Here is a 26,453-nt window from a genome sequence, read left to right on the forward strand (position 1 = left end):
CGGCTTTTTTGCGTCTGTGCCCTTGAGGTCGCAGGCTATCCCAGGCATGCAGCGGTCATGCCGATCCCTTCACAGGGCATGGCTCGGATGCCATGGTTCGAATACAACTGCACGCGACCGAAGGCCGGCTAAGGCTGCTGCCGCGGTTTTCGTCTGGGCTTACCGGAACGAGAGGTGATTTCGCGAATGGCAACGGTAGACCGCTGGCTTTTGCCAGATGGCATCGAAGAGGTGCTGCCGCCGGAGGCGGCGCGTATCGAAACGGCGCGTCGGCGCGTGCTGGACCTGTTCCAGTGCTGGGGCTACGAGCTGGTCATCACCCCGCACGTGGAGTTTCTCGAGTCGTTGCTCACCGGTTCCGGGCAGGATCTGGATCTGCGTACGTTCAAGGTCATCGACCCGCTTTCCGGTCGCCAGATGGGGCTGCGGGCTGATATCACGCCACAAGTGGCCCGGGTCGACGCGCATACCCTGCGTCGCGAAGGTCCCAGTCGCCTGTGCTATGCCGGTAGTGTGTTGCATGCCAAGCCGCAGGCGCTTTCCACCTCGCGCAGCCCTATCCAGTTGGGGGCTGAGCTGTATGGTGATGCGTCTGCTGCCAGTGATATCGAGGTCATCAGTCTGATGCTGGAAATGCTCGAGCTTGCCGAGGTGCCGGATGTGCATATGGATCTCGGGCATGTGGGCATCTATCGCGGTCTGGCCAAGGCTGCCGGGCTGAGCGGCGAAGCCGAGCAGCGGTTGTTCGATGCGCTGCAGCGCAAGGCGATGGACGAGATTGCCGAGCAGACTGCTGCGCTCGATCCTGCATTGACCGGCATGCTGCGCGCGCTGGCGCGGCTGTGCGGCGGACGGGAAGTGCTCGATCAGGCGCGTATGGCGCTGGCGGCTGCGCCCGCCGAGGTGCGGGCCGCGCTGGAAACGCTGACGGCCATTGCCGATCAGCTGGCGGCGCGTTATCCGGATGTGCCGCTGTATTTCGATTTGGGCGAGTTGCGTGGCTATCACTACCATACTGGAGTGGTGTTCGCGGTGTTCGTACCCGGCGTCGGTCAGTCGATCGCGCAGGGTGGTCGTTATGACGACATTGGTGCCGACTTCGGTCGCGCACGCCCGGCGACGGGTTTCTCCACCGACCTGAAGACGCTGGTCAGTCTGGGCAGTGCTGATCTTTCCGCGCCTGTGTCGGGCGTTTGGGCGCCGCAAGACGGCGAACCGGGTCTGTGGGATGCGGTCCGTCAGCTGCGGCGTCAGGGTGAGCGCGTGGTGCAAGCCCTTGATGGGCAGTCGCGAGCCGATGCTGCGCAGCTCGGCTGCGACCGGCAATTGCAATTGAAGGATGGTGTCTGGACGGTGGCTTCGCTGGCGTCCTGATGGTTGTGGCGCCGCGCTGCGGCGCTGGCCTGGTTTCGATTATCGCCGGTTGCGACCGGCATGCTTCGCCGAAGAGGACAGAGGGTTATGGGTAAGAACGTCGTGGTCCTGGGCACCCAGTGGGGTGATGAGGGCAAGGGCAAGATCGTCGATCTGCTGACCGATCAGGCGGCTGCGGTCGTGCGTTACCAGGGCGGCCACAATGCCGGACATACCCTGGTCATCGACGGTGAGAAGACCGTGCTGCACCTGATTCCGTCCGGCATCCTGCGTGACAATGTGCAGTGTCTGATCGGCAACGGCGTGGTGGTCGCTCCCGATGCGCTGCTGCGTGAGATCACCAAGCTGGAAGAAAAGGGCGTGCCGGTACGCGAGCGCCTGCGCATCAGTCCGTCCTGCACGCTGATCCTGCCGTACCACGTGGCGCTGGATCAGGCGCGTGAGGCTTCGCGCTCGGAAGGCAAGATCGGCACGACGGGTCGTGGCATTGGCCCGGCTTACGAGGACAAGGTTGCACGTCGCGGCCTGCGCATTGCTGACCTGTTCAACCCGGAGCGCTTCGCGGTCAAGCTGCGCGAGCTGCTGGAATACCACAACTTCGTGCTACAGAACTTCTACAAGGTCGAGCCGGTTGATTTCCAGAAGACCCTAGATGAGGCGCTCGGCTACGCGGAAATCCTCAAGCCGTTGATCACCGATGTCACCGCCCGCCTGCACGAGCTGCGCAAGCAGGGCGCCTGCATCATGTTCGAGGGCGCGCAGGGCTCGCTGCTGGACATCGACCATGGCACCTATCCCTACGTCACCAGCTCCAGCACCACTGCCGGCGGCACTGCCACCGGTTCGGGCTTCGGTCCGCTGTATCTGGATTACATTCTCGGTATCACCAAGGCATACACCACGCGCGTGGGTTCCGGTCCGTTCCCGACCGAGCTGTTCGATGATATCGGTGCTCGCCTGGCCGAGCGCGGTCACGAGTTCGGTTCCACTACCGGTCGTGCGCGGCGCTGTGGCTGGTTCGATGCAGTGATCCTGCGTCGTGCCATCGAGATCAACAGTATATCCGGCATCTGCCTGACCAAGCTCGACGTGCTTGATGGTCTGGAAACCATCCGCATATGTGTCGGTTACAAGGATCGTAACGGCGATGTTCTGGTTGACGCGCCGACCGATGCGGACAGCTATGACGGCCTGCAGCCGGTATACGAAGAGATGCCGGGCTGGAGCGAGTCGACTGTTGGTGCGAAGACCCTTGATGAGCTGCCCGCGAATGCGCGCGCGTACATCAAGCGTCTCGAGGAGCTGGTCGAGGCGCCGGTGGATATCATCTCCACCGGCCCGGATCGCAACGAAACCATTGTGCTGCGCCACCCTTACGCCTGATCTAGGCTGCAGGTACAAAAAGACCGCCTTCGGGCGGTCTTCTTTTGTCTGGCGTGGCCGGCTATCGGAAGGGGTAGTTCAATCAGTTGCTCGCCGAAACGAAAAAACCGAGCCAGAGGCTCGGTTTTTTCTTGAAGAGTGGTGCCCAGGAGAAGACTCGAACTTCCACGGTGTTGCCACCGCTAGGACCTGAACCTAGTGCGTCTACCAATTCCGCCACCTGGGCACATTGCGATGATCGCTCACCGACTTTTTGCCATTTCACCGATCAGATCGGTCGAAGTCGGCTTCTTCGTCTTGCATGAGACTCGCCATGTCGCAGCGGGCTTCATTTGAATAAGTGGTGCCCAGGAGAAGACTCGAACTTCCACGGTGTTGCCACCGCTAGGACCTGAACCTAGTGCGTCTACCAATTCCGCCACCTGGGCACTAGAAACGATGATACTAAGCCGTTTCCGTGTTACAACGTCTGCCAGACATTGTGGGCGCGAACTATACGGCTGAGGTTTGGCCTTGTAAACCCCTGATGGTGAAAAATAATTCGCGTGAAAGCTGCCGTCCGGGAGCGATTCGCGCTTCAATAGAAGAAGGGCGTTCTGGCCCTATAAATGAATGAAAGGTGACATCTCTTAATGGCCGATTGGCAATCCCTCGATCCCGAGGCCGCTCGTGAAGCGGAAAAGTACGACAACCCCATTCCCAGTCGCGAGCTGATTCTCCAGCATCTCGGTGAGCGCGGCTCCCCGGCGGCCCGCGAAGAGCTGGTTGAAGAGTTCGGGCTGGTGTCCGAAGAAGATATCGAAGCGCTGCGTCGCCGCCTGCGAGCGATGGAGCGCGATGGTCAGCTAATCTACACCCGGCGCGGCGCCTATGCCCCGGTGGACAAGCTGGACCTGGTCTGCGGTCGCGTCAGTGGGCACCGCGACGGCTTCGGCTTTCTCATCCCGGATGACGGCAGCGATGACCTGTTTCTCAGCCCCGCGCAGATGCGCCTGGTGTTCGACGGCGACCGCTGTCTGGCGCGCGTTGCCGGGCTTGATCGGCGTGGGCGTCGTGAGGGCGCGATCGTTGAAGTGATCAGTCGGGCGCACGAAAGCATCGTTGGTCGCTACCACATTGAGAGCGACGTCGGTTTTGTCATTCCTGACAACCCGAAAATCCAGCAGGAAGTGCTGGTGACGCCGGGCCGCGCGCTCGACGCCAAACCGGGGCAGTTTGTCGAGGTCAAGATCACTCACTGGCCGACCCAGCGCTTCCAGCCGCAGGGCGACATCGTCGAGGTGATCGGCAACTACATGGCGCCGGGCATGGAAATCGACGTGGCGCTACGCAGCTTCGATATCCCGCATGTCTGGCCGGAAGCGGTGCTGAAGGAAGCGTCCCGGCTGAAGCCCGAGGTCGAGGAAAAGGACAAGCACAAGCGCGTCGATCTGCGCCATCTACCGTTCGTGACCATCGATGGTGAAGACGCGCGCGACTTCGACGATGCGGTCTATTGCGAGAAGCCTGGCGGCTGGAAGCTCCTGACAGGAGGTTTCCGCCTGTATGTCGCCATTGCCGACGTGTCGCACTACGTCAAGGTCGACTCGGCGCTCGACAAGGAGGCCGTGGTTCGCGGCAACTCGGTGTACTTCCCTGAGCGGGTAGTGCCCATGCTGCCTGAGCAGCTTTCCAACGGGCTCTGTTCGCTGAATCCGCAGGTCGATCGCCTAGCCATGGTCTGCGAGATCACGCTGAGCAAGTCGGGAAAGATGACCGACTACCAGTTCTACGAGGCGGTGATTCATTCCCATGCGCGACTGACCTACAACAAGGTCAGCGCGATGCTGGAGCAGCCCAAGTCAGCTGAAGGCAAGCGGCTGAGCGGGGAGTACGCCGAAGTGTTGCCGCATCTCAAGCAGCTCTATTCGCTCTACAAGGTGCTGCTCAAGGCGCGTCATACCCGCGGCGCGATCGATTTCGAGACCCAGGAAACGCGTATCGTCTTCGGTGCCGATCGCAAGATTGCCGAGATCAAGCCGACCGAGCGCAACGATGCGCACAAGCTGATCGAGGAGTGCATGCTCTGCGCCAACGTCGCCACGGCGGCATTCCTGCAGAAGCATGAGATCCCAGCGCTTTATCGTGTCCACGATGCGCCGCCGCTGGAGCGCCAGGAAAAGCTGCGCGCCTTTCTCGGTGAACTGGGTCTCTCGTTGCACAAGGGCAAGGAAGGTCCGACGCCGAAGGATTACCAGGCGCTGCTGGAGCAGATTCAGGGGCGCCCGGATTTCCATGTGATCCAGACGGTCATGCTGCGCTCGCTGAGTCAGGCCGTATACAGCGCCGAGAACAATGGTCACTTTGGCCTGAACTACGAGGCTTACGCCCACTTCACTTCGCCAATCAGGCGCTATCCCGATCTGCTAGTGCACCGCGCCATTCGCAGTGTCATCCGCTCCCGTCGAGACACCCCTCATGTGCGCCGTGAAGGCGCCACCAGCATGCCCAAGGCGCGAATCTACCCGTACGACGAAGCCGCGCTGGAGCAGCTGGGCGAGCAATGCTCGATGACCGAGCGACGCGCCGACGAAGCTACCCGCGACGTCACTAACTGGCTCAAGTGCGAGTTCATGAAGGATCGTGTCGGCGAGGCCTTCCCTGGTGTGATTACTGCGGTGACTGGTTTCGGCCTGTTCGTCGAGCTGACCGACATCTACGTAGAAGGACTGGTGCATGTCACTGCCATGCCGGGCGACTACTACCACTTCGATCCGTTGCACCACCGCTTGTCCGGTGAGCGCAGTGGGCGCAGTTTCCGTCTCGGCGACAGCGTCGAGGTGCGCGTCATGCGCGTCGATCTGGATGAGCGCAAGATCGATTTCGAGCTGATCGGTGGTGGTACCAAGTCTGCTCCGGGGCAGCGTGACGGTGCGAGCCGTGGACGCGAGCCGGGCAATGCCGATGTGCGCAAGAGTCGAGAGCTGAAGAAGGCATTGCTCGCCGAGGCGAAGGGCGGCAGGAAGGGCAAGAGCGAGAAGGCGGCGGGCGGGAGCAAGTCGCGATCAGGCTCGGCCAAGCCGAAATCTGCAGCCAAGTCAGGTGACAAACCCACCGGCTCGAGTGGCGGTGCCAGAAAGCGCAAGGCCAAGTCATGAGTCAGCTGGAAAAGATCTACGGCCTGCACGCTGTCGAGGCATTGCTGCGCCATCATCCCAAGCGCGTCAAGCAGGTATGGCTGGCAGAGGGGCGCGGTGATCCGCGCGCCCAGATGGTGATCGAGCTGGCTGCTCAGGCACGTGTGAGGGTCGGGCAGTGTGAGCGGCGGGAGATGGATGCCTGGGTCGAAGGCGTGCATCAGGGTGTGGTCGCCGAGGTGAGCCCCAGTCAGGTATGGGGTGAGGCCATGCTCGAGGAATTGCTTGATCGCGCCGATGGCCCGCCGCTGCTGTTGGTGCTGGATGGTGTGACGGATCCGCACAACCTCGGTGCCTGTCTGCGCACCGCGGACGCGGCGGGTGCGCTCGCCGTGATCGTGCCGAAAGACAAATCGGCCACTCTCAATGCCACCGTGCGCAAGGTTGCCTGCGGTGCGGCGGAAGTGATTCCGCTGGTCGCCGTGACCAACCTTGCGCGTACGCTGGAGAAGCTGCAGCAGCGTGGATTATGGGTCGTGGGGACGGCGGGCGAAGCCGAGCAATCACTCTACGATCAGGATCTCACCGGGCCCATCGTGCTTATCATGGGCGCCGAGGGTCGCGGTATGCGGCGCCTGACGCGTGAACACTGTGATTATCTGGTGCGCCTGCCCATGGCCGGCAGCGTCAGCAGTCTGAACGTTTCTGTGGCGACCGGCGTATGCCTGTTCGAGGCGCTGCGTCAGCGCAAGAGCGCCAAGGTCGCTGGCTGAACACCTGACCTGCTGATCTGAAACCGATTGACCTTTTTGTGGTCAATCGGTGTCCAGGCCCGTCCGCGGATAGCGGCTTCTCGTCATATTTTGCTTGAGGGCTCCGGGTGCTGCCGGAGCCTTGCTGGGTTAGCTACGCGGCGTCAGGCTCGTACCATGGAGGTTGTATGCAGCAGCGCCCGTCTTTCGAAAGTCTGTTCCGGCTATCCCCGAATGCTTATGTCCTGCTTGATCGTGACCTGGTCATTCTGGATGCGAATGCAGCTTACCTGACGCTTACCGGGCGAAAACTGACGGATATCCAGGGTCAGCGCCTTCATGAAGCTTTCGCTGCCGATCCGCTCAGTCCCGAGATGACCCGAGTGCAAGAGTTGCTCGATTCGTTTGCGCGGGTGCTCAGCCGCAAGGCAGTCGATACGTTGCCGGTAATTCGTTACTCCATCGCGCGACAAACGCCGCTTGGCCCGGTTTACGAGGATCGTTACTGGAGCGCCACGCACACGCCAATCCTGGATGAGCAGGGAGAGGTCGTTGCGATTCTGCAGCACACCTCGGACATTACCGAGCTGCAGGCAATGAAAGACTCGTTGAGTCAGGCGGCAGCCGGTCTGCAGCCCTTGCAGCAGTTGGAACAAGGCGTAATGTGCCGTGCCAGGCTGCTGCAGTCCGAAGGCGAGCAGCTGCGCCGTCTGTTCGCGCAGGCGCCTGGGTTCGTCTGCTTTCTGCGCGGCCCTGATCATGTATATGAACTGGTCAATGATGCCTATCGGCAGGTCACCGGGCACCGTCAGCTGCTTGGCAAGACGGTTCGCGAGGGATTGCCCGAGATCGAGGGGCAGGCCCTCATCGGTCTGCTCGACGAGGTCTATCGCACCGGTCAGCCGTATGTCGGCAAACGTGTATCGCTGTTCCTGAGACGGCATCCGGACAAGGAGCCACAGGAAGCGATTCTGGATTTCGTTTTGCAGCCGATCGTCGAGAACGACGGCGGGGTCATTGGCATCTTCGTTCAAGGGCAGGATGTGACCGAGCAGCAGCGCAACGAGGCGGAGCTGCAGCGTTATCGCGATCACCTGGAAGAGCTGGTCCGTGAGCGAACCCTGGCGCTGCAGCAAAGTGAGGCCGAGCGACAGGTGGCCGAGCAGGCCCTGCAGCAGGCTCAGCGGTTGGAGGCAGTGGGCAAGCTGACTGGTGGCATCGCGCACGACTTCAACAACATGCTGCAGATCATTGGAGGCAACCTGCAGCTGCTGCGGCGTGGTCTCGGTAGCGATCAGACTGCAGCGCGACGGTTGGACTCGGCCGTCAGCGGGGTCGAGAAGGGTGCGCGTCTGGCGTCGCAGCTGCTGGCTTTCGCCAGTCGCCAGCCATTGTTGCCGCGCCAGGTGCACTTGCCGGAGCTGCTTGAGCAGATGCACGAGCTGCTAAATGGGGCGTTGGGTTCGGCGGTACAGCTGGAGCTGGAGGTGCTGGGCGAGCCATGGCCGGTGTTCGCCGATGTCGGCAATCTGCAGAGCGTAGTGTTGAACCTCGCTTCCAACGCGCGCGATGCGATGGCGGGTAGCGGGCGTGTGGTGCTGCGTCTGGAGAATCGCCAGCTGGGCGAGGATGCGCCTGGCAACTCGCGTGGCGATTACGTCCTGCTCAGTGTCATCGACGAGGGCGGCGGCATGAGTGACGACGTGCGCGCAAGGGCATTCGAACCCTTCTTCACCACCAAGCAGGACAGCAATGCCTCCGGTCTCGGCTTGAGCATGGTTTATGGATTCGTCAAGCAGAGCGGTGGCTTCGTTACGCTGGAGAGCGGCGAGTGCGGTGGTACCGCCGTGCATGTGCATTTGCCGCGCTGCGTCGATGACGGGCAGCGGCAGGGCGCGGGAGGTGAACTCTCGGCAGGTCCGGCCAAAGCGGTGGCGGGCGACCCGCAGCCTGACGATGTCGTGGAAAAACCCGTGGCCGATGATGCCAGTCTGAAGATCCTCTTCGTCGAGGATGACCCGACCCTGCGCATGCTTACCGGTGAAGTGATGATGGAGCTAGGGCATCAGGTCGTCGCAAGCGAGACAGCGGAAGAGGCCCTGGAGGCGCTGGGGCAGCAGCCTTTCGACGTGCTGCTGACGGATGTCGGCCTAGCCGGGATGAGCGGAATCGATCTGGCGCGTGAAGCTAGTGCGCGTCACCCGAGGTTATCGCTGGTGATCGCCTCGGGCTATGCGGTCAATGCTTCGGATGTGGGTCTCGATCGGTTGCGTACCATGCTAAAGCCGTACGATATCCACCAGGTTCGCGAGCTGCTCGATGGTATTCGCGCCGAGCGTGCGGCGCTGCGCAACTGAATGTCTAAAGCTGGTTAAATATTCACCAGTTTGCCTTGCGCCGCTGTCAGCCCTTCTCTAGAATGGCGCCCCTTGCCTGGACGGCAGGCGTTTGCGCGCCTACCTGCAAGCAAGACAACAAGTCATTCACTCCTTGCCTGACCGCTTAGTCGGCAGGCTGCAACCCGTAAGGAGCAATTATGCGTCATTACGAAATCATCTTTCTGGTTCACCCGGACCAGAGCGAGCAGGTCGGCGGCATGGTGGAGCGTTACACCAAGCTGATCGAAGAAGACGGTGGCAAGATTCACCGCCTGGAAGATTGGGGCCGTCGTCAGCTGGCTTACGCCATCAACAACGTGCACAAGGCTCACTATGTGATGCTGAACGTCGAGTGCAGTGGCAAGGCCCTGGCCGAGCTGGAAGACAACTTCCGCTACAACGACGCCGTCATCCGTAACCTGATCATTCGTCGCGACGAAGCCGAGACCGAACAGTCTGAAATGCTCAAGGCCGAGGAAAACCGTAGCGAGCGCCGCGAGCGTCGTGATCGCCCTGACAACACTGACGGCTCTAACGAGAGCGACAGTGACAGCGATAACAACGCTGACGAGTAATCCACGGATCTATTGAGGAGCCTATTTTCATGGCACGTTTTTTCCGTCGTCGTAAGTTCTGCCGTTTCACCGCCGAAGGCGTGAAAGAGATCGACTACAAAGATCTCAACACCCTGAAGGCCTATATCTCCGAGACCGGCAAGATCGTTCCTAGCCGTATCACCGGAACCAAGGCACGTTATCAGCGTCAGCTGGCTACCGCTATCAAGCGCGCCCGCTACCTGGCCCTGCTGCCCTACACCGACAGCCACGGCCGTTGATCCGGCTGGTCGACAGAAGTAAAGGATAAATCGCATGCGTGCCCTGGCTGAGTTCATCATGCGCGGCCGTATGCAAGCCATCTTCGTGGTGGCGGGTGCTGCAGCGTTGCCCATGTTGTTCTGGCTGAGTGCAGCCGCGGGCAGCCTGGTGTTGTTGCGCCGTGGCCTCAACGATGCGTTGGGTGTGCTGGTCTGGGCGGTATTGCCGGCACTGGCCTGGTGGTACTTCGGCGATCCGCGAACCCTGCTGGTATTGCTGGGCTCGCTGGGGCTGGCGTTACTGCTGCGCAGTCAGGCTTCGTGGGTGCGGGTGATGTTGTGCAGTGTGGGCCTTGGACTGCTGTATGTCTGGGCTCTCGGTGCGGTGTTCGGCGAGCCCATTGCGGCGCTGGCCAGCGAACTGCAGAAAGTGTTGCCTGACGCATTGTCAGGCGCCTATCAGCAGCTTTCGGTGGAGGAGCGCGGACGCTTGGAGTCCTTGTTGGCACCGGTACTGACCGGCCTTCTGGCTGCACTGCTGCAGGTCGTCACCCTGCTTAGCCTGATGCTTGGTCGTTACTGGCAGGCAGCGTTGTACAACCCGGGCGGTTTCGGCAGTGAGTTTCGTACGCTGCGGTTCCCGCCACTGCTGGCGGTGCTGCTGCTGGTCGGCATGCTGCTTGGACCGAACCTGGGTGCGCAGCTGGCGGTTTTGACGCCGTTGTGCAGTGTACCGCTGGTGTTTGCCGGTATCGCGCTAATGCACGGGCTGGTGGCTCAGGGGCGTCTGCCGCGATTCTGGCTGGTGGGGCTGTACGTTACGCTGGTGCTGTTCATGCAGTTGATTTATCCGTTACTGGCCGTTTTGGCCATTGTCGACAGTCTGTTTGATTTTCGTGGTCGCGCAGCCGGTAAGAATGGCGCGGGACCTGCGAACGGTGAAGGTTAAAAGTTAAGAGGTAAGACTCAAATGGAAGTCATCCTGCTGGAAAAAGTCGCAAACCTGGGCAACCTGGGCGACAAGGTAAACGTCAAGTCTGGTTACGGTCGCAACTACCTGCTGCCGCAGCGCAAGGCTACTGCTGCTACCGCAGCCAACATCGCCGAGTTCGAAGCTCGTCGTGCTGACCTGGAAAAAGCTGCTGCCGAGCGTAAGGCTTCTGCTGAAACTCGCGCCGCTCAGCTGGCCGAACTGGAAGTCACCATCACCGCTACCGCGGGCGATGAGGGCAAGCTGTTCGGTTCCATCGGCACTCATGACATCGCCGACGCACTGACCGCCTCTGGCGTTGAAGTAGCGAAGAGCGAAGTCCGTCTGCCGAACGGCACCATCCGTCAGGTTGGTGAGTACGACGTAGCTGTGCACCTGCACACCGACGTCGAAGCGACCGTCAAGCTGATCGTCGTAGCCGGCTAAGCCATCGTCTGGCACCGCTGGTGCCTGACGAGTAACATCGGGCACGTTTCCACGCGAGTGGAACGTGCCCTTTGTTTTTTTGTAGTTTCGAATTCCGAGTGCCATGAACGACATCAGTGTCCCCCAGCAATACGATCTGGAAACCGCAGCGCTCAAGGTACCGCCGCACTCCATCGAGGCAGAGCAGGCGGTGCTTGGCGGCCTGATGCTGGACAACAATGCCTGGGAGCGCGTGCTTGATCAGGTATCCGATGGCGATTTCTATCGCCACGATCATCGCCTCATCTTCCGCGCCATCTTCACCCTGGCCGAGCGCAACTCGCCGTTCGACGTGGTCACCCTGTCCGAGCAACTGGACAAGGAAGGGCACCTGCCGCAGGTCGGAGGCCTGGCCTATCTCGGTGAGCTGGCGAAGAACACGCCTTCGGTGGCGAACATCAAGGCCTACGCGCAGATCATTCGCGAGCGCGCCACATTGCGCCAGCTGATCGGCATCAGCAACGAGATCGCCGACAGCGCCTACGCGCCACAGGGGCGTACCGGCGAAGAAATTCTCGACGAAGCCGAGCGCCTGATCTTCCAGATCGCCGAAGCGCGGCCCAAGACCGGCGGACCGATCGGCATCAACGACATCCTGGTCAAAGCCATCGATCGTATCGACACCCTCTTCAATGCGGGTGAGGCGATCACCGGCCTGTCCACCGGCTTTACCGATCTCGACGAAGCCACCAACGGACTGCAACCGGCTGACCTGATCATCGTTGCCGGTCGTCCGTCCATGGGTAAGACGACATTCGCCATGAACCTTGTCGAGAATGCCGTGCTGCGCACCGACAAGGCGGTACTGGTGTTTTCCCTGGAAATGCCCGCGGACTCCATCGTCATTCGTATGCTCGCTTCGCTCGGCCGCATCGACCAGACCAAGGTCCGCGCCGGTAAGCTTGAGGACGACGACTGGCCGCGGCTGACCTCCGCGGTGAATCTGCTCAACGACCGTAAGCTGTTCATCGACGATACCGCCGGCATCAGCCCGTCGGAGATGCGTGCGCGGACCCGGCGCCTGGCCCGTGAGCACGGCGAGATCGCCATGATCATGGTCGACTACCTTCAGCTGATGCAGATCCCAGGCTCGAGCGGCGACAACCGGACCAACGAGATTTCCGAGATTTCGCGCTCGCTCAAGGGCCTCGCCAAGGAATTCAACTGTCCGGTGATCGCCCTGTCGCAGCTCAACCGCTCGCTCGAACAGCGCCCCAACAAGCGCCCGGTGAACTCCGACTTGCGTGAATCGGGTGCAATCGAGCAGGACGCCGACATCATCATGTTCGTCTACCGGGACGAGGTCTATCACCCCGAAACCGAGTACAAGGGCGTCGCCGAAATTATCATCGGCAAGCAGCGTAACGGGCCGATCGGCACAACGCGTCTGGCGTTCCTCGGCCGCTATTCACGCTTCGAGAACCTGGCACCGGGCAGCTACCAGTTCGACGACGAGTAAGCGTAGCTGCTGTGGCGTTTTTGACGGCGGGCTGTATGTTGTTGCCGCCCGACTCAGCCGAACGCCAGCCTGCGCGGCCCGGTCCACAGGAGTAAGATTTCGCTCACCCGCCGTTGTACAGGAAGAACTTCATGCGTCCGCTGGTTGCCACGGTCGATCTGACCGCGCTTCGTCACAACTACCTGCTCGCCAAGCAATGCGCCCCGCAGCGCCAGGCGTTTGCCGTGGTCAAGGCCAATGCCTACGGGCATGGCGCACGGGAAGCGGTTACAGCGCTACGCGAGATTGCCGACGGCTATGCCGTGGCCTGCCTGGAAGAAGCGGAAGAGGTTCGCCTCAGTGCGCCCGATGCCCGCATCCTGCTGCTGGAAGGTTGTTTCGAGCCGGCTGAGTATTTGCGCGCCGCCGAGCTTGGGCTGGATGTTGCCATCCAGGATCAGCGTCAGGCCGATTGGTTGCTGGCGGCCGATCTGCCGCGGCCGTTGAATGTGTGGTTGAAGCTGGATTCGGGCATGCACAGGTTGGGCTTCACCCTGCACGGCCTGCGCGAATGCCATGCGCGGCTCAGGGGCAAGGCACAGGTTGGCGAGCTCAACCTGATCAGCCACTTCGCCTGCGCCGATGAGCGCGGTCATGCCCTGACCGAGTTGCAGCTGGAGCGCTACAGCGAATTGCTGGCCCTGGAGTTCGATAATTGCTCGCTGGCCAACTCTGCCGCGGTGTTGGCGTTGCCGCAGGCACATATGGCCTGGATTCGTCCCGGCATCATGCTTTATGGCGCCACGCCGTTCGCCGAGCTGAGTGCGCAGGAACTTGGATTGCGCCCGGTGATGACGCTGACCGGTGCCCTGATCGCCGTGCGTGATGTGTCCGAAGGTGAAAGTGTCGGCTATGGCGCCAGCTGGGTCGCGCAACGCGCCTCGCGAATCGGCACGGTCAGCTGCGGCTATGCCGATGGTTACCCGCGTGCCGCGCCTTCGGGCACCTCGGTGGTGATTCATGGCCAGCGCGTGTCGCTGGCCGGCCGGGTCTCGATGGACATGCTGGCGGTGGATCTCACCGATCTGCCGCAGGCGCAGGTAGGGGATGCCGTGGAGTTGTGGGGCGCGCAGATGCCAATCGACGAGCTGGCCCAGGCCTGCGGGACCATCGGCTACGAGCTGCTGACCAAGGTGACCGGGCGTGTACCGCGCCGCTACATCGGTTGATCGGCGGGCCGTGCTTGCTCTTCCTGCTGGACCCAGTTCCCGCGCCCTGGATTGTCGCTCGATCCAGCCACCGTTGCCGTCCGGCAAATAGATGCGTAGGTCTTTCAGGGTCACCGAGCCAACTTCCAGCCACCATTGAGGCGGTGCATCGCTTTCCCGTTGCAGGCTGACACGGATCCACCAGGGGTGCGGGCTCTGTCCGACGCTGGCCTTGCCTTCGGCTGGCAGGAAGCGCGCCTGTACGTCTGGGTGTTGCAGGTCTTCGATGCTCAGCTCGGCCCCGGGGTCGGCCAGCAGCGTGATGTGGGCATTCAGACCACGGCCACTGTCACTGGCATTCAGGAGGGCGGTTTCGGCATGGGCGGAGCCCAGGCTGCAAAGGCTCAGGAGCAAGGCGAAAAGGACGACGCGCACCAGACACTCCCGGGCTCGAAGCAATGGTTGAGTCGCGCGAGTATAGCGGGCGGCAGTGACACTTCGCGCGCCCGTCGCGGAGGTCGATAAAGACCCTGCGTGATGGTCGGACTTGGTTATTTTTTGTGCTATATTCCGCGCCCGTTTTCGTTGTCCCGGTTCCCCACCATGCACGCCGCAAAGCCATTGTTCGACTATCCCAAGTACTGGGCCGAGTGTTTCGGTCCGGCGCCGTTCCTGCCAATGAGCAGGGAGGAGATGGATCAGCTCGGCTGGGATTCCTGCGACATCATCATCATCACCGGTGATGCCTACGTCGATCATCCGTCCTTTGGCATGGCGATCATCGGCCGACTGCTCGAAGCGCAGGGGTTTCGCGTCGGCATCATCAGCCAGCCGGACTGGCACAGCAAAGACGACTTCACGAAGCTCGGCGAGCCGAATCTGTTCTTCGGTGTCGCCGCCGGCAACATGGACTCGATGATCAATCGCTACACGGCCGACCGCAAGGTGCGCTCCGACGACGCCTACACGGCGGGCGGCCTGGCAGGCAAGCGGCCCGATCGCGCCAGCCTGGTCTATAGCCAGCGCTGCAAGGAGGCCTACAAGCACGTTCCGGTGGTGCTTGGCGGCATCGAGGCCTCGCTGCGGCGCATCGCCCATTACGACTACTGGTCGGACAAGGTGCGTCGCTCGATCCTGATGGATGCCACGGCGGATGTGCTGCTCTACGGCAACGCCGAGCGCGCTATCGTCGAGGTGGCGCAGCGCCTGGCCCGCGGCGAACCGATCGAAGCGATCACCGACGTGCGCGGCACCGCGTTCATCCGCAAGGACACGCCCGAGGGCTGGTTCGAGATCGACTCCACCCGCATCGACCGTCCGGGCAAGATCGACAAGATCATCAATCCCTACGTCAATACGCAGGACCTGTCCGCCTGCGCCATCGAGAAGGACAAGGGTCCGCAGGACGACCCGAACGAAGCCCGCCCGGTCGAGCTGCTGCCGCACCCGAAACTCGAGCGTGATCGCACGGTGATCCGCCTGCCGTCGTTCGAGAAGGTGCGCAACGACCCGGCGCTGTATGCCCACGCCAACCGCGTGCTGCACCTGGAGACCAACCCCGGTAACGCCCGTGCGCTGGTCCAGCGTCACGATGATCGTGAGTTGTGGCTCAACCCGCCGCCCATTCCGCTGACCACCGAGGAAATGGACTACGTGTTCGCCGCGCCCTATGCGCGGGTGCCGCATCCAGCCTATGCCGGGGCGAAGATCCCGGCCTACGAGATGATTCGCTTCTCGGTGAACATCATGCGTGGCTGCTTCGGTGGTTGCACCTTCTGCTCGATCACCGAGCACGAGGGCCGCATCATCCAGAGCCGTTCCCACGAGTCGATCCTGCATGAGATCGAGGAGATGAAGAACGTACCGGGCTTCACCGGCGTGGTCTCCGATCTCGGCGGGCCGACTGCCAACATGTATCGCCTGGCCTGCAAGAGCCACGAAATCGAGAAGCACTGCCGCAAGCCGTCCTGCGTGTTCCCTGGCATCTGCGAGAACCTCGACACCGACCACAGCTCGCTGATCGAGCTGTACCGCAAGGCACGTGCACTGCCGGGTGTGAAAAAGATTCTGATCGCCTCCGGCCTGCGCTACGACCTCGCCGTGGAGTCGCCGGAGTACGTCAAGGAGCTGGTCACCCACCACGTCGGCGGCTACCTGAAGATCGCGCCGGAGCACACCGAGCGTGGTCCGCTGGACAAGATGATGAAGCCGGGCATCGGCAGCTACGATCGCTTCAAGCGGATGTTCGAGAAGTACTCGAAAGAGGCGGGCAAGGAGCAATACCTGATCCCATACTTCATCGCCGCGCACCCTGGCACCACCGACGAGGACATGATGAACCTCGCCCTGTGGCTCAAGGCCAACGGTTTCCGCGCCGACCAGGTGCAGGCGTTCTATCCGTCGCCGATGGCCTCGGCCACCGCCATGTACCACACCGGCAAGAACCCGCTGCGCAAGGTGACCTACAAGAGCGAAGGCGTCACCGTGGTCAAGAGCGAGGAGCAGCGGCGCCTGCACAAGGCCTTCCTGCGCTATCACGATCCCAAGGGCTGGCCGCTGCTGCGTGAGGCGCTGATCCGTATGGGCCGCGCCGACCTGATCGGCAATGGCAAGCACCAGCTGATCCCGGCGCACCAGCCGGCCACCGAGGGCTACCAGAGCGCGCGGCGCAAGAACTCGACGCCAGTCGGCAGCAAGAAGGCCGGGCAGGGCGGCAAGATCCTCACCCAGCACAACGGCCTGCCGCCACGCAGCCATGACGGCAACGCCTGGGACAAGCGCGAGCAGGCCAAGGCCGCGGCCGAGGCCCGGCGCAAGGCGGAAAAGAGCGGAAAGCCGGCTGGCAAGGGCGGTAAGCCGCAGCGTCCGGTCGCGCCCCGCTAGCGGTAGGGAGGCTTGCCGGCATAAGGAAACGGAGCGCCAGGCTCCGTTTTCTTTTTCAGAACCTGAACGCCTGGGTCGCGCGATCCAGCTCGCTGCCCAGCTGCAGCATCTGCGCACTTTGCTCACGTCCCCGGCTGATGTGATTCAGGTTGGCGTCGCCGAGCTGGTGGATACGCTCACTGTGTCCGCGAATCTCGCCCACCGCTTCGCCCTGCTGGGCGGTCGCCTGGGCGATCTGTTCGGCCATGCGGCTGATGGTGGCGATGGTCGAGACGATCTCGTCCAGTGCGTGATCGGCACTTTCGGCGAGGTTCGCCGTGCTTTGCGCATGCTCGACCTGGCTGCGCATCGCCTCGACCGACTGTCGCGCCGCCAGTTGCAGGCGACCGATCAGTTGCTGGATTTCTTCGGTGGCGCCGCTGGTGCGCTGCGCCAGTGAGCGCACCTCGTCGGCCACCACGGCGAAACCGCGGCCATGACCGCCGGCGCGGGCCGCCTCGATGGCGGCATTCAACGCGAGCAGATTGGTCTGTTCAGCGATGGCACGGATAACAGTCAGCACGTTGCCGATGGTGGTGGTTTCGTCGGCCAGGCGTTCGATTGCCGCCGCATTGTCCTGCACTTCGCTGACCAGCCCATGCAGGCCGGTCAGGCTCTGGCCGATCACCTGCTGACCCTGATGCACGGCGCGCGCCGCAGCGCGGCTCGCCTCGGCGGCTTCTCCGGCGCCATCGGCGACCTGCTGGATGGTGGCCTCCAGTTCGCTCAGCGAATCGCGTATCTGTGCGGTATCGCCGGTCTGGCGCTGGGCGCCTTCGTGCAGGTCGCTGCTCATTTCGTCGAGGCTTCGACTGCTGGCAGCGACCTGGGTCGCCTGCAGGCGCAAGGTGCCGACCAGGCCAAGCAGGTAGCTGCGCAGGCGATTGAGCGAGCTTTCGATATCGGCGATCTCGCGGATCTTCGACTCGATCCGTGCATCGCTGGCGAAGTCTCCCTCGGCCCATTCCGAAAGTGCCGGCACCAGCTGACCGAGAGCTCGGGTCAGCTGGCGCTGCAGGCGATCGATGGCCAGGGCAATCAGCAGGATCAGCAGGATGATGCCGCCCTGCAGCATGCGCACCTCGGCCTGGATACGGCCATGCTCGGCGCGTACCGCTGGCTCCAGCTCGGCCAGGGCCTGTTGCACGGCATCGATCTTGCCGGCGCTGCTCTGCAGCAGCTCGCTGCGCTGGCGGATCAGCTGCCGGGTACGCTGCAGCTCGGCCGGGTAGCGCTTGATCAGGCTAGTCAGCTCGCGCTTGAGCGCAACGCCCTGGTCTTCACTGGTCCGCTTCGCGGCATCGCCGAGGTCGAGCAGGGCGGCGAAATTGCTCGCGGCCGACTGCTCGGCTGCGAGCACGCCGAGTAACGGCAGTGCCTCGAGCTCTGCGGCGTCCTGTTCGAGGTTATGCAGGGTCTGCTCCACTTCGCTGGCCAGCTCATCCCGGCCGGAGGCGACCAGCTTTCCCCTTGCGTGGCTGAGCCGCAGCAGCTGTTGCCCGGCCGAGAAAAGAGGCCGTTGATAGTGTCGCGCGCTCGGATGATCGGCTCCCGCCTGGTAGTCGTCGAGCTGCGACAACGCTCCGGCCATTTCGCGCTCTGCCTGCAGCAGCAAGCCCTGCGGATCGCCGGCTAGCTTGCCCGCTGCGAGCAGGTCGGTGGCGGTGAAGCGGACCAGCTCTTCCAGGCTCGGGCGTAGCGTTTCCGCCAGACCATCCGGAAGTTCGATTACGTCGCGCTGGAGATCGGTGAGCGCCTGCTGCGCCTGGCTATGACGCAATGCGTCACCGCTGGCGAGATAGCCCTGAATATTTTCCGCTGCCTGATGCTGGAACTGTTGAGACAGCCCCAGGTAACGCGCCATGAGCAGGTAGGGGCGCTCCATGGCTTGCTCGGACCACCAGAGGGTGGCACCCAGCGCGAGACAGACTGCAATGAGCAGCAGGGTGTTGAGAGTGGTGAGCGACTTCAGGCGCATCCTCGCCTCGCAGAACGAATCAGGAGGCTTGCAAGGTATGGCAGTTTGATGTCATTCGCGTTACAGCGAGCGCGGGCCTGTCAGGTCGCCGCCTCTGCGAGGCGCTGTCTGGCGTGGCGATTGGGGTATCCGTCGTGTCAGTAGCGTTCGACGCGATTGCGGCCCCCGTGCTTGGCGCGATACAGCGCTTCGTCGGCCTGTTGGGTGAGCGTCTTGACCTCGGCATCGCCGGCCAGCTCGGTGATACCGCAGCTGAAGGTGCAGCTGAGGTCGTGGGGCTGGGCTGGAAAGCGAATCTCCGCGAAGCGCTGGCGAATCTCGTCGAGCACCTTGCAGGCGGCGTCCGCCGGCGTGTCCGGCAGTACCACGGCGAACTCTTCGCCACCGTAGCGGCCGATGTGATCGGTCTTGCGCAAACGCTGCTTCAGGAACAGCGCCAGGCTCTTGATCACCCGGTCGCCCATGGGATGGCCAAAGGTGTCGTTGACCTGCTTGAAGTGGTCGATATCCAGCATGGCGAAGCTCAGCGGGCTGTTGTCGCGCCGCGCACGGAAGCGAGCATCCTCAAGCAGTTGCAGGCTGTGGGTATGGTTGTAGAGCCCGGTCAGGCTGTCTCGGACGATGCGTGCCTTCAGGCTTCTGGCGCGGGTCGCGCGGGTGCGCACGGTGGCGATCAGGTGACTGGGCTTGATCGGCTTGGTGAGGAAGTCATCGCCGCCTTCGCCCATGGCGTCGAGCTGCTTGTCCAGATCGTCCTCGGCCGAGAGGTAGATGATCGGCACGCTGACATAGCGCTCGTGTTGACGAATCACCTTGGCCAGTTCGGTGCCCTGGCACTCGGGCATGTACATGTCGAGGATGATCAGGTCCGGTTGAAACTCGGCCAGGGCGCCGATGGCCTGAATCGGCTCGATCAGCGTCTGGGTGACGATGCCGGCGTTGTTCAGCACTCGCTCGGTGTGGGTAGCCTGGGCCCGGGAGTCGTCGATGATCAGTACGCGGATCGGTTCGTAGTGCGCCGTGCGGGTGAATATTTCGATCTTCTCCAGCAGGCTGCTGGCGTCGAGGGTGCCGGTAAAGAACTCCAGGCCACCGGCGCGCACCGCAGCAAGGCGCGTTGGCGTATCGGTTTCCAGGTGGCTGAAGAACAGCATCGGCAGCTTCGATTCCAGTCCCTGTTGGACCTGCTCGGCGAGGCGCAGCCCTTCGCTCGGACCGTTGAAATCCACTTCCATGACGATCGCGGCCGGATGGCGGCGATGCATCGCGGTACGGAAGGCTGCGACACTGCTGAACGCCTGCGCGGACATGCTGAAGAAGTCCAGCTGGCGCACCAAGTGTTCGGCGCGCTGCTGATCTTGCAGAGCGATGTACACCGGTTTGCTCAGCGGCGGCAGAAACGACTGATTATGCGGATCGCTGTGGCGCAACCCGGTACGCGCCAGACGGTAGATCAGCTGGCTGAGGGTGGAGATGGTGCTGCTGGAGAGACGGCCACGGTTGTCCCGGATGTCGCTCAGGCAATCTTCGATGCTCAGGGCAAGCTCGCTGTGCTCGGTCTGCTCGAAGCGGTCGGCGAACCGCCGCAGCCGCGTCGTCGCTTCGGTCAGGGCAGCGTGGTAGTCCTCGTTCCATTCGCTGCGTTGCAGTTGCTGCCAAACTTCCAGCACTTCGCGTGCCTGGTGAATGACCCGCTGGGCGAAATGCTGCTTGAGTTCTTCCTGATCCGACATCGCGATTCTTCCCGGTGCACAGGGTGCGCTGCCCTGGCTTTATGGTGGCGGCATGCTATCACTGCGGCGGTGCTTTGGAAGTCCACTGTGCGGTAGTGGTTCTCAATTTGGCGCTGAGTGAGCAGGGGCCCTGCGTTATAGTAAAGGCATGTCAGCGCAACGTCTCCGACGTCGTGCGGTCGAACCCCAGAACTCGCGAGAAGGACACATTGCCCATGTTGGACTGGAAGAATCGCTTCGCTCGTCTCGGCCGCTCGAGTGGCCCTTCCGGCGGACCCGGACGGCGGGAGGGTAATCCGCTTCTGCTGGTTCTTGCCGTCCTGCTGGGCGTTTACCTGCTGGTTACCTTGGTGCTCGGCTGGTACTGGAGCCGCGAGCCCGATCTGTTTCCCGTACAGCAGAGTGCCCGCCAGGCGGCCGAGGCCTCGCAGCGGCAGTTGGTCAGCGGCTATACCACCGTGGAAACGCTCAAGCGTGTTGCCAGTACCTTGCTGGATAAGCCGGGTGGCTACCTGAGCAACGATATCGCGCCGCCGGGTCTGTGGTTGGACAACATGCCGAGCTGGGAATATGGCGTGCTTGTGCAGGTGCGAGATCTCGCTCGTGCGCTGCGCAAGGACTTCGCCCGCTCGCAGTCGCAGTCGACCGAGGACACCGATCTGGCCAAGGCCGAGCCGCTGTTCAACTTCGACAATCGCAGCTGGGCGTTGCCGGCCTCCGAGTCCGAGTACCGCAACGCCATTCGCGGCCTGGATCGCTACCTGGCTCGGCTCAGCGATCCGCAGCCCAAGGCGCTGTTCTACACGCGTGCTGACAACCTTAACAACTGGCTGGGCGATGCCGCCACGCGGCTCGGCTCGCTGTCCCAGCGCCTCTCTGCCAGCGTTGGCCGGGTGCGGCTGGATGCCGATGTTGCGCCCGAACAGGAGCGTGCGGGCATCGTGCCGCAGGTCAAGGAGGAGGTCGTTGAAACGCCGTGGTTGCAGATCGACAACGTCTTCTTCGAGGCGCGCGGTCAGGCGTGGGCCTTGTCACATCTGCTGCGCGCGATCGAGGTTGATTTCGCCGACGTGCTGGCGAAAAAGAACGCCACCATCAGCGTGCGGCAGATCATCCGCGAGCTTGAGGCCGCTCAGGAGCCGCTGTGGAGTCCGATGGTGCTCAATGGCAGCGGCTACGGTGTGCTGGCCAATCACTCGCTGGTGATGGCCAACTACATCTCCCGTGCCAATGCGGCGATCATCGATCTGCGCAACCTGCTGACGCAGGGGTAAGGCGAGCCCCCAGCGGGGTTTAGGAAGCCTCAGGTTGGCGTCGTGTCTGACTGGCTCGACGCTAACCACGCTTGCACTCAGTCCAGTCCGAGTTTTTTCAGCCGGTAACGCATCGAGCGGAAGGTCAAACCTAGGCGTTGGGCCGCCGCGGTGCGATTCCAGCGGGTTTCCTCCAGCGCCTGCATGATCAGCTTGCGCTCGATCTCTTCCAGGTGATCTTCCAGATTGTCGATCTGCGCCAGACTGGCTTCACCGTTCTCCGATACGCCTGGGCTGTCTGCCAAGCGTAGATCGCCCGCCTTGATCTCATCGCCCTCGCAGAGTGTGTAGGCCCGCTCGAGCATGTTCTCCAGCTCACGAACGTTCCCTGGGAAGCGATAGTTTTCCAGCTTGGCCAGAGCCTCCGGGTGCAGGCGAGCGCTGCTGTCACCGCACTCCGCTGCAAGACGCCGAAGCATGGCTTCGGCGAGCAGGCCAATGTCTTCGCGACGCTCGCGCAGTGGCGGCACGCGCAGTTCGATGACATTCAAGCGGTAATACAGATCCTGGCGGAAACGGCCTGCGGCCACTTCGCTGGCGAGGTCCTTGTGGGTGGCGCAGAGGATGCGCACATCGACCATTACTTCCTGAGCGCCGCCGACCGCGCGTACAGCCTTTTCCTGGATCGCGCGCAGCAGCTTGACCTGCATCGGCAGCGGCAGGTCGGCTACCTCGTCGAGGAACAGCGTGCCGCCATTGGAGGCCTGGAATAGCCCGGGCTTGTCCTCGATGGCGCCACTGAAGCTGCCTTTCTTGTGGCCGAAGAACTCGCTTTCCATCAGTTCCGACGGGATCGCGCCGCAGTTGACAGGCACAAAGGGCTTTTCACTGCGAGGACCCTGCTCGTGAATCAGTCGGGCCACCAGCTCCTTGCCGCTGCCGGACTCGCCGCTGATATAAACCGGCGCCTGGCTGCGGGCGAGTTTGCCGATCTGCTTGCGAAGGGTCTTCATGGGTGGCGAGCTGCCGAGCAGGCGGCTGTCCACCGGCATTTCCGCTGTGGGCGCCCTCAGGCGCAGGGCCGTGCCGACCAGCTCGCGCAAGCGGTTGAGGTCCACCGGTTTGGTGAGAAAGTCGAATGCCCCAGCCTTGAGCGCGCCAATGGCGGTATCCAGGCTGCCGTATGCAGTGATCATCGCCACCGGCAGCTGCGGGTGCTGTTGCTGAATGTATTGCACCAGCTCCAGTCCGCTGCCATCGGGCAGACGCATATCGGTAAGGCACAGGTCGTAATGCTCGCGGGCCAGGCATTCGCGCGCTTCCTTGAGATTGCGAGCGCTGCGGGTATCGAGTTTCATGCGGCCAAGAGTGATTTCCAGCAGTTCGCGGATATCCGGCTCGTCATCGATGATCAGTGCTTTTTGGCGCGCGGTCATGGTCCTGCTCTTGATTCGTGAAGCGATTGTCGCCGGGGATTGCGGCTGAGGAGCATGTTAACTCCGCCGGCTGTGTCGTGGCTGTCGCTTTGGTCGATGTGTGATGTGTTGCCGGCAGCGAGGCTCAGCTCAGCTTGCGCGGGTGGGCGAAGACGATGCGGAAGCAGCTGCCGCCCTCGGGGCGCTCGCGGTAGTCCAGGCGTGCCTGGTTGCTTTCGCATAGCTCGCGGGAGATATATAGCCCCAGCCCGGTGCCTTTGCTTTCGGTGGTGAAGAACGGTTCGAAGATGTTCTGAAGTTGCTCGGCCGCGATACCAGGGCCGTCATCGAGCACTTCGACGATAGGCAGGTCGCTGGCTTCGTCACGGAACAGGCGGAGCCAGACCTGCGCCCGCGGATTCTGCTGGCCGCTGTAGCGCAGCCCGTTCTGGACCAGGTTGGTCAGCACCTGGGTCAGCTGATTGGGGTCCATGCGGGTCTGCAGCGAGCTGCCCACGGTATCCAGATGCAGGGTCTGCTGCGGGCCGAGCCCCTGGCGGAACTCGCTGGCGAAACGATGCAACCAGTACTTCAGGTCCAGCAGCTGGGGTTCGGCCTGGCGCCGCCGGGAAAGCTGGAGGACGTTCTCGATCACCAAGTTCATCCGCCGAGAATGATCCTGAATGATCTGTGCCAGACGGCGGTCAGGTCCGTCCAGTTCTTCGGATTCCTGCAGTAGCTGCGCGGCATGGCTGATGGCGCCCAGTGGATTGCGGATTTCATGGGCGATGCTGGCTGTGAGGCGGCCGAGCGAGGCGAGCTTGAGCTGCTGGGCCTTCTGCGCGATCTGCGAGATGTCCTCGAGAAACACCAGCGTGTCGAGCTTGTTCCCGTGCTGTAGCGCGGCGAAGCTCGGCTGCAGCGTTGGGCCGCCAGGCGTTGCCCTGAGGTTCGGTGGGCGCAGGGTCGGATTGCCTCGCCACTGTTGCAGTGCCTTGAGCAGCTCCGGGCAGCGCGGTGCGAGGCGTTCGCCTGCCAGCGAGTCCTGGCCGAGCAGTTGCAGAGCCCCCTGATTGGCGAGCAGAACGCGCTCCTGCGGGTCCAGCACCATGATGCCGGTACGCATGCGCTGGAGGATCAGCGCGTTGAGCGCCTCCAGGTTCGCCACCTCTTCCGCACGCTGGCGCGCCAGCGTCTCGCTGACCTGCAGGCGGCGAGCCAGCCCCTGAACCAGGAAGGCGGCAGCAAAGCAGAGCGTGCCGAGTGCGCTGGCCTGAACGTACTGGCTGCTGGCTTCGGGGCGTTGAATGCTGAGGTAGAAGGTCAGGTAGATCAGGCCCGTCGCAGCAACCGCGGCGATGAAGAAACCGACCCTGCCACGCAGCAGTATGTTGGCGATGGCAACGGCAACTATCAGCAGGTTGCCGATACCGCTCGGGGTGCCACCGCCGAAGTAGAACAGCCCGGACAGCAGGATGACGTCCATCAGCGCCAGCCCGAGCACGGGCAGATCGCGCTCCGGGTTCTGCACCAGCACGGCGACGATGATGTTGAGGATCAGGTAGATCCAGGCGCCGTACTGAAAGAGCTGCGGGTTGCTCATCTCCAGCAGGTCGTTGTGCAGGTCGGCGCTGATCAGCAGAACCAGCGCCAGGCCGATGGTCAGCCGATAGAGGTGGTACAGGCGGAGAATCCGCCGTCCCTGATCGCCAAAGAAGGTGAGGTTTTCAGTGCCCACCAGGAGTGCTGTCCTGCTCCAGGTGAGCGCGGCTGCAGTACCAGCGATCCTGGGACTGCAGCGCCTGGTCCTGCGGGACGTGCACGCCACACTGAGCGCAACGCACCATTGGCAGGGTGGTCTGGCGAGGCTTGGGGGCGGCTTTCTTTTGCGCGAAACGGCGCCACAGCCAGAACGCGGCGCCAATCAGTGCAATCCAGAACAGCAGGCGAAACAGACCCATATCGATTCCTTCCTGATTAAGCGTGGTGGCCTGCGATCAATTGAGCCCGGCCACTGCCGGCCCGTTTCGCCGCGCGCGCCGAATGCAAGGACGGCGCTGCGAAAGTCGGTCAGCTGTCAGTCGAACAGGCCGAAGGTCAGGCGGCTCCACCAGGAGCGCTTTTCGCCTTGCTGCTCTGCTTCCTTGAGTACCGGGCGAAGCTCTTCGGGAAGATCCTGAGCGGCGGTTTCATACTGACGGAGCACATCGCGATTGGCCCGCGAGGTGTCCGGGCGGGGAGCCTCGCCTTCGATAAGGCCGAGGGTGGCCTTGCTAAGCCAGCTGCGGTTGTCGTCTTCCGTCTCGACAGGGGTGAATTTGCCGTCTTCGAGCGTTGCGTGATCCGGGTAGTTGAGTTGCAGAGTCTGCAGGCTGGTTTCGGCGAGATCGTCGAGGCCCAGGCGCTGGTAGGCCTCGGTCATCACGGCAAGCCCGTCGGCCACGGCCGGCGTGCCCTGGAAGTTCTCCACAACGTAACGGCCGCGGTTGGCCGCTGCGACGTAGGCCTGGCGCTTGAGGTAGTAGTGGGCGACGTGTATCTCGTTGGCCGCCAGCAGGTTGCGCAGGTAGACCATGCGCGCCTTGGCGTCAGGCGAGTAGCGGCTGTTGGGGTAGCGGCTGGTGAGCTGGGCGAATTCGTTGAACGAGTCGCGGGCGGCACCTGGGTCGCGCTTGGTCATGTCCAGCGGCAGGAAGCGGGCCAGCAGGCCGCGGTCCTGATCGAAGGAGGCCAGGCCCTTGAGGTAGTAAGCGTAATCGACGTTCGGATGCTGCGGATGCAGGCGGATGAAACGCTCCGCCGCCGAGCGCGCGGCTTCCGGCTCGACGTTGCGGTAATAGGCGTAGATCAGTTCGAGTTGCGCCTGCTCGGCGAAGCGCCCGAATGGATAGCGCGACTCCAGGGCCTTGAGTTTGCTGATGGCGCTGGTATAGCTCTTGTTGTCCAGGTCGGCCTGTGCTTGCTGGTACAGCTCGACTTCACCCAGATTCTCGTCGACGGTTTCGTTGGATGAACAGGCGGCGGTGAGGGCGAGAATGGCGATCAGCAGCAGGTGTTTCACTTGCATGGCGGCTTGCGTCCCTGTGACGGCTGGCTGTCTCGCGCGGAGCCGTCCTGTTATGATGAGCGCCCCGGTGCGCCGGGACAAAGACGCCGTATTTAAACACAAGCGTGTAGCCGAAACCAAAGGCCGCTCCGCCATCTGCGGTCCCCGGGCCCGTCCGTTACCAACG

At 62.7% G+C, this 26,453-nt stretch carries 20 protein-coding genes, 2 tRNA genes and 1 pseudogene; 14 read left to right on the forward strand and 9 right to left on the reverse strand.

Annotated features, from left to right (window positions below; translation table 11 throughout):
• Positions 1-186: 186 nt before the first annotated feature.
• Both LLJ08_RS02990 and LLJ08_RS02995 read left to right on the forward strand, forming a co-directional pair.
• Positions 187-1,374: an ATP phosphoribosyltransferase regulatory subunit gene (locus LLJ08_RS02990; RefSeq protein ID WP_042928100.1), complete on the forward strand. Its 1,188-nt coding sequence runs from the start codon at positions 187-189 to the stop codon at positions 1,372-1,374.
• A gap of 87 nt (positions 1,375-1,461) precedes the next feature.
• Positions 1,462-2,757: an adenylosuccinate synthase gene (locus LLJ08_RS02995; RefSeq protein ID WP_023447185.1), complete on the forward strand. Its 1,296-nt coding sequence runs from the start codon at positions 1,462-1,464 to the stop codon at positions 2,755-2,757.
• A 139-nt stretch (positions 2,758-2,896) separates the two neighbouring features.
• On the opposite strand, the gene LLJ08_RS03000 is transcribed toward LLJ08_RS02995, so the two are convergent.
• A tRNA-Leu gene (locus LLJ08_RS03000) sits at positions 2,897-2,983 on the reverse strand.
• 115 nt (positions 2,984-3,098) lie between these two features.
• Positions 3,099-3,185: transfer RNA gene (locus LLJ08_RS03005), tRNA-Leu, on the reverse strand.
• A gap of 204 nt (positions 3,186-3,389) precedes the next feature.
• Here LLJ08_RS03005 and rnr point away from each other — a divergent pair.
• The 9 genes from rnr (at position 3,390) to alr (ending at position 13,940) form a co-directional block, all read left to right on the forward strand.
• Positions 3,390-5,894 carry a ribonuclease R gene (gene rnr, locus LLJ08_RS03010; protein ID WP_228208179.1) on the forward strand — a complete coding sequence of 835 codons (2,505 nt, stop codon included), beginning with the start codon at positions 3,390-3,392 and terminating at the stop codon, positions 5,892-5,894.
• Entirely contained in the window at positions 5,891-6,646 is a 756-nt protein-coding gene (gene rlmB / locus LLJ08_RS03015; RefSeq protein ID WP_228208180.1) for a 23S rRNA (guanosine(2251)-2'-O)-methyltransferase RlmB, read from the forward strand. Before rnr ends, rlmB begins: the two co-directional genes overlap by 4 nt.
• 167 nt (positions 6,647-6,813) lie before the next feature.
• A complete protein-coding gene (locus LLJ08_RS03020; RefSeq protein WP_228208181.1) occupies positions 6,814-8,982 on the forward strand; it encodes a PAS domain-containing protein in 2,169 nt (722 codons plus the stop codon).
• A 179-nt stretch (positions 8,983-9,161) separates the two neighbouring features.
• Positions 9,162-9,578, forward strand: coding sequence for a 30S ribosomal protein S6 (rpsF, locus tag LLJ08_RS03025; RefSeq protein WP_003298557.1), 417 nt, complete (start codon positions 9,162-9,164; stop codon positions 9,576-9,578).
• A 29-nt stretch (positions 9,579-9,607) separates the two neighbouring features.
• Complete coding sequence (gene rpsR, locus LLJ08_RS03030; RefSeq protein ID WP_003283112.1) at positions 9,608-9,838, forward strand: 30S ribosomal protein S18; 231 nt, start codon at positions 9,608-9,610, stop codon at positions 9,836-9,838.
• A gap of 34 nt (positions 9,839-9,872) precedes the next feature.
• Positions 9,873-10,766, forward strand: a complete 894-nt coding sequence (locus tag LLJ08_RS03035; protein WP_014819052.1) for a YybS family protein — start codon at positions 9,873-9,875, stop codon at positions 10,764-10,766.
• 21 nt (positions 10,767-10,787) lie between these two features.
• The gene (rplI, locus tag LLJ08_RS03040) at positions 10,788-11,234 is read left to right on the forward strand and encodes a 50S ribosomal protein L9 (RefSeq protein WP_014819053.1); all 447 of its coding nucleotides are present in this window, start codon (positions 10,788-10,790) and stop codon (positions 11,232-11,234) included.
• Positions 11,235-11,337: 103 nt separating this feature from the next.
• A complete protein-coding gene (gene dnaB, locus LLJ08_RS03045; RefSeq protein ID WP_014819054.1) occupies positions 11,338-12,732 on the forward strand; it encodes a replicative DNA helicase in 1,395 nt (464 codons plus the stop codon).
• Between the two features lie 131 nt (positions 12,733-12,863).
• Entirely contained in the window at positions 12,864-13,940 is a 1,077-nt protein-coding gene (alr, locus tag LLJ08_RS03050; protein ID WP_228208182.1) for an alanine racemase, read from the forward strand.
• 108 nt (positions 13,941-14,048) lie between these two features.
• Here the strand turns inward: alr and LLJ08_RS21065 are convergent.
• Positions 14,049-14,198 (reverse strand): annotated as a pseudogene (locus LLJ08_RS21065) (7TM-DISM domain-containing protein); the annotation flags it as partial.
• Here LLJ08_RS21065 and LLJ08_RS21070 point away from each other — a divergent pair.
• Together LLJ08_RS21070 and LLJ08_RS03065 are read left to right on the forward strand one after the other, a co-directional pair.
• Positions 14,127-14,444 (forward strand): hypothetical protein, encoded by a 318-nt coding sequence (locus LLJ08_RS21070; RefSeq protein ID WP_228208183.1) that lies wholly within the window; start codon positions 14,127-14,129, stop codon positions 14,442-14,444. The pseudogene LLJ08_RS21065 and the gene LLJ08_RS21070 sit on opposite strands and share 72 nt — an antisense overlap.
• Positions 14,445-14,522: 78 nt before the next feature.
• Positions 14,523-16,802, forward strand: coding sequence for a YgiQ family radical SAM protein (locus LLJ08_RS03065; RefSeq protein ID WP_228208184.1), 2,280 nt, complete (start codon positions 14,523-14,525; stop codon positions 16,800-16,802).
• Between the two features lie 55 nt (positions 16,803-16,857).
• Here LLJ08_RS03065 and LLJ08_RS03070 read toward each other — a convergent pair whose 3' ends face one another.
• Entirely contained in the window at positions 16,858-18,819 is a 1,962-nt protein-coding gene (locus LLJ08_RS03070; RefSeq protein ID WP_228208185.1) for a methyl-accepting chemotaxis protein, read from the reverse strand.
• Positions 18,820-18,956: 137 nt separating this feature from the next.
• Positions 18,957-20,552 carry a response regulator gene (locus tag LLJ08_RS03075; RefSeq protein ID WP_014819059.1) on the reverse strand — a complete coding sequence of 532 codons (1,596 nt, stop codon included), beginning with the start codon at positions 20,550-20,552 and terminating at the stop codon, positions 18,957-18,959.
• A gap of 215 nt (positions 20,553-20,767) precedes the next feature.
• On the opposite strand from LLJ08_RS03075, the gene LLJ08_RS03080 reads away from it, so the two are divergent.
• A complete protein-coding gene (locus LLJ08_RS03080) occupies positions 20,768-21,826 on the forward strand; it encodes a DUF2333 family protein (protein WP_228208186.1) in 1,059 nt (352 codons plus the stop codon).
• Positions 21,827-21,903: 77 nt separating this feature from the next.
• Here the strand turns inward: LLJ08_RS03080 and LLJ08_RS03085 are convergent, their stop codons facing one another.
• The 4 genes from LLJ08_RS03085 to LLJ08_RS03100 all read right to left on the reverse strand — a co-directional run bounded on the left by LLJ08_RS03085 (position 21,904) and on the right by LLJ08_RS03100 (position 26,287).
• Positions 21,904-23,241 carry a sigma-54-dependent transcriptional regulator gene (locus tag LLJ08_RS03085; RefSeq protein WP_228208187.1) on the reverse strand — a complete coding sequence of 446 codons (1,338 nt, stop codon included), beginning with the start codon at positions 23,239-23,241 and terminating at the stop codon, positions 21,904-21,906.
• 124 nt (positions 23,242-23,365) lie between these two features.
• A complete protein-coding gene (locus LLJ08_RS03090; RefSeq protein ID WP_041015969.1) occupies positions 23,366-24,958 on the reverse strand; it encodes a sensor histidine kinase in 1,593 nt (530 codons plus the stop codon).
• On the reverse strand, positions 24,948-25,181 hold the full coding sequence (locus LLJ08_RS03095; RefSeq protein WP_014819063.1) for a PP0621 family protein: 234 nt from the start codon (positions 25,179-25,181) through the stop codon (positions 24,948-24,950). The genes LLJ08_RS03090 and LLJ08_RS03095 overlap by 11 nt, the downstream gene beginning before the upstream one ends.
• Positions 25,182-25,297: 116 nt before the next feature.
• Entirely contained in the window at positions 25,298-26,287 is a 990-nt protein-coding gene (locus tag LLJ08_RS03100; protein WP_014819064.1) for an outer membrane protein assembly factor BamD, read from the reverse strand.
• Between the last annotated feature and the right edge of the window lie 166 nt (positions 26,288-26,453).

The sequence above is a fragment of the Stutzerimonas chloritidismutans genome, from assembly GCF_020783375.1.
GTDB lineage: Bacteria > Pseudomonadota > Gammaproteobacteria > Pseudomonadales > Pseudomonadaceae > Stutzerimonas > Stutzerimonas kunmingensis.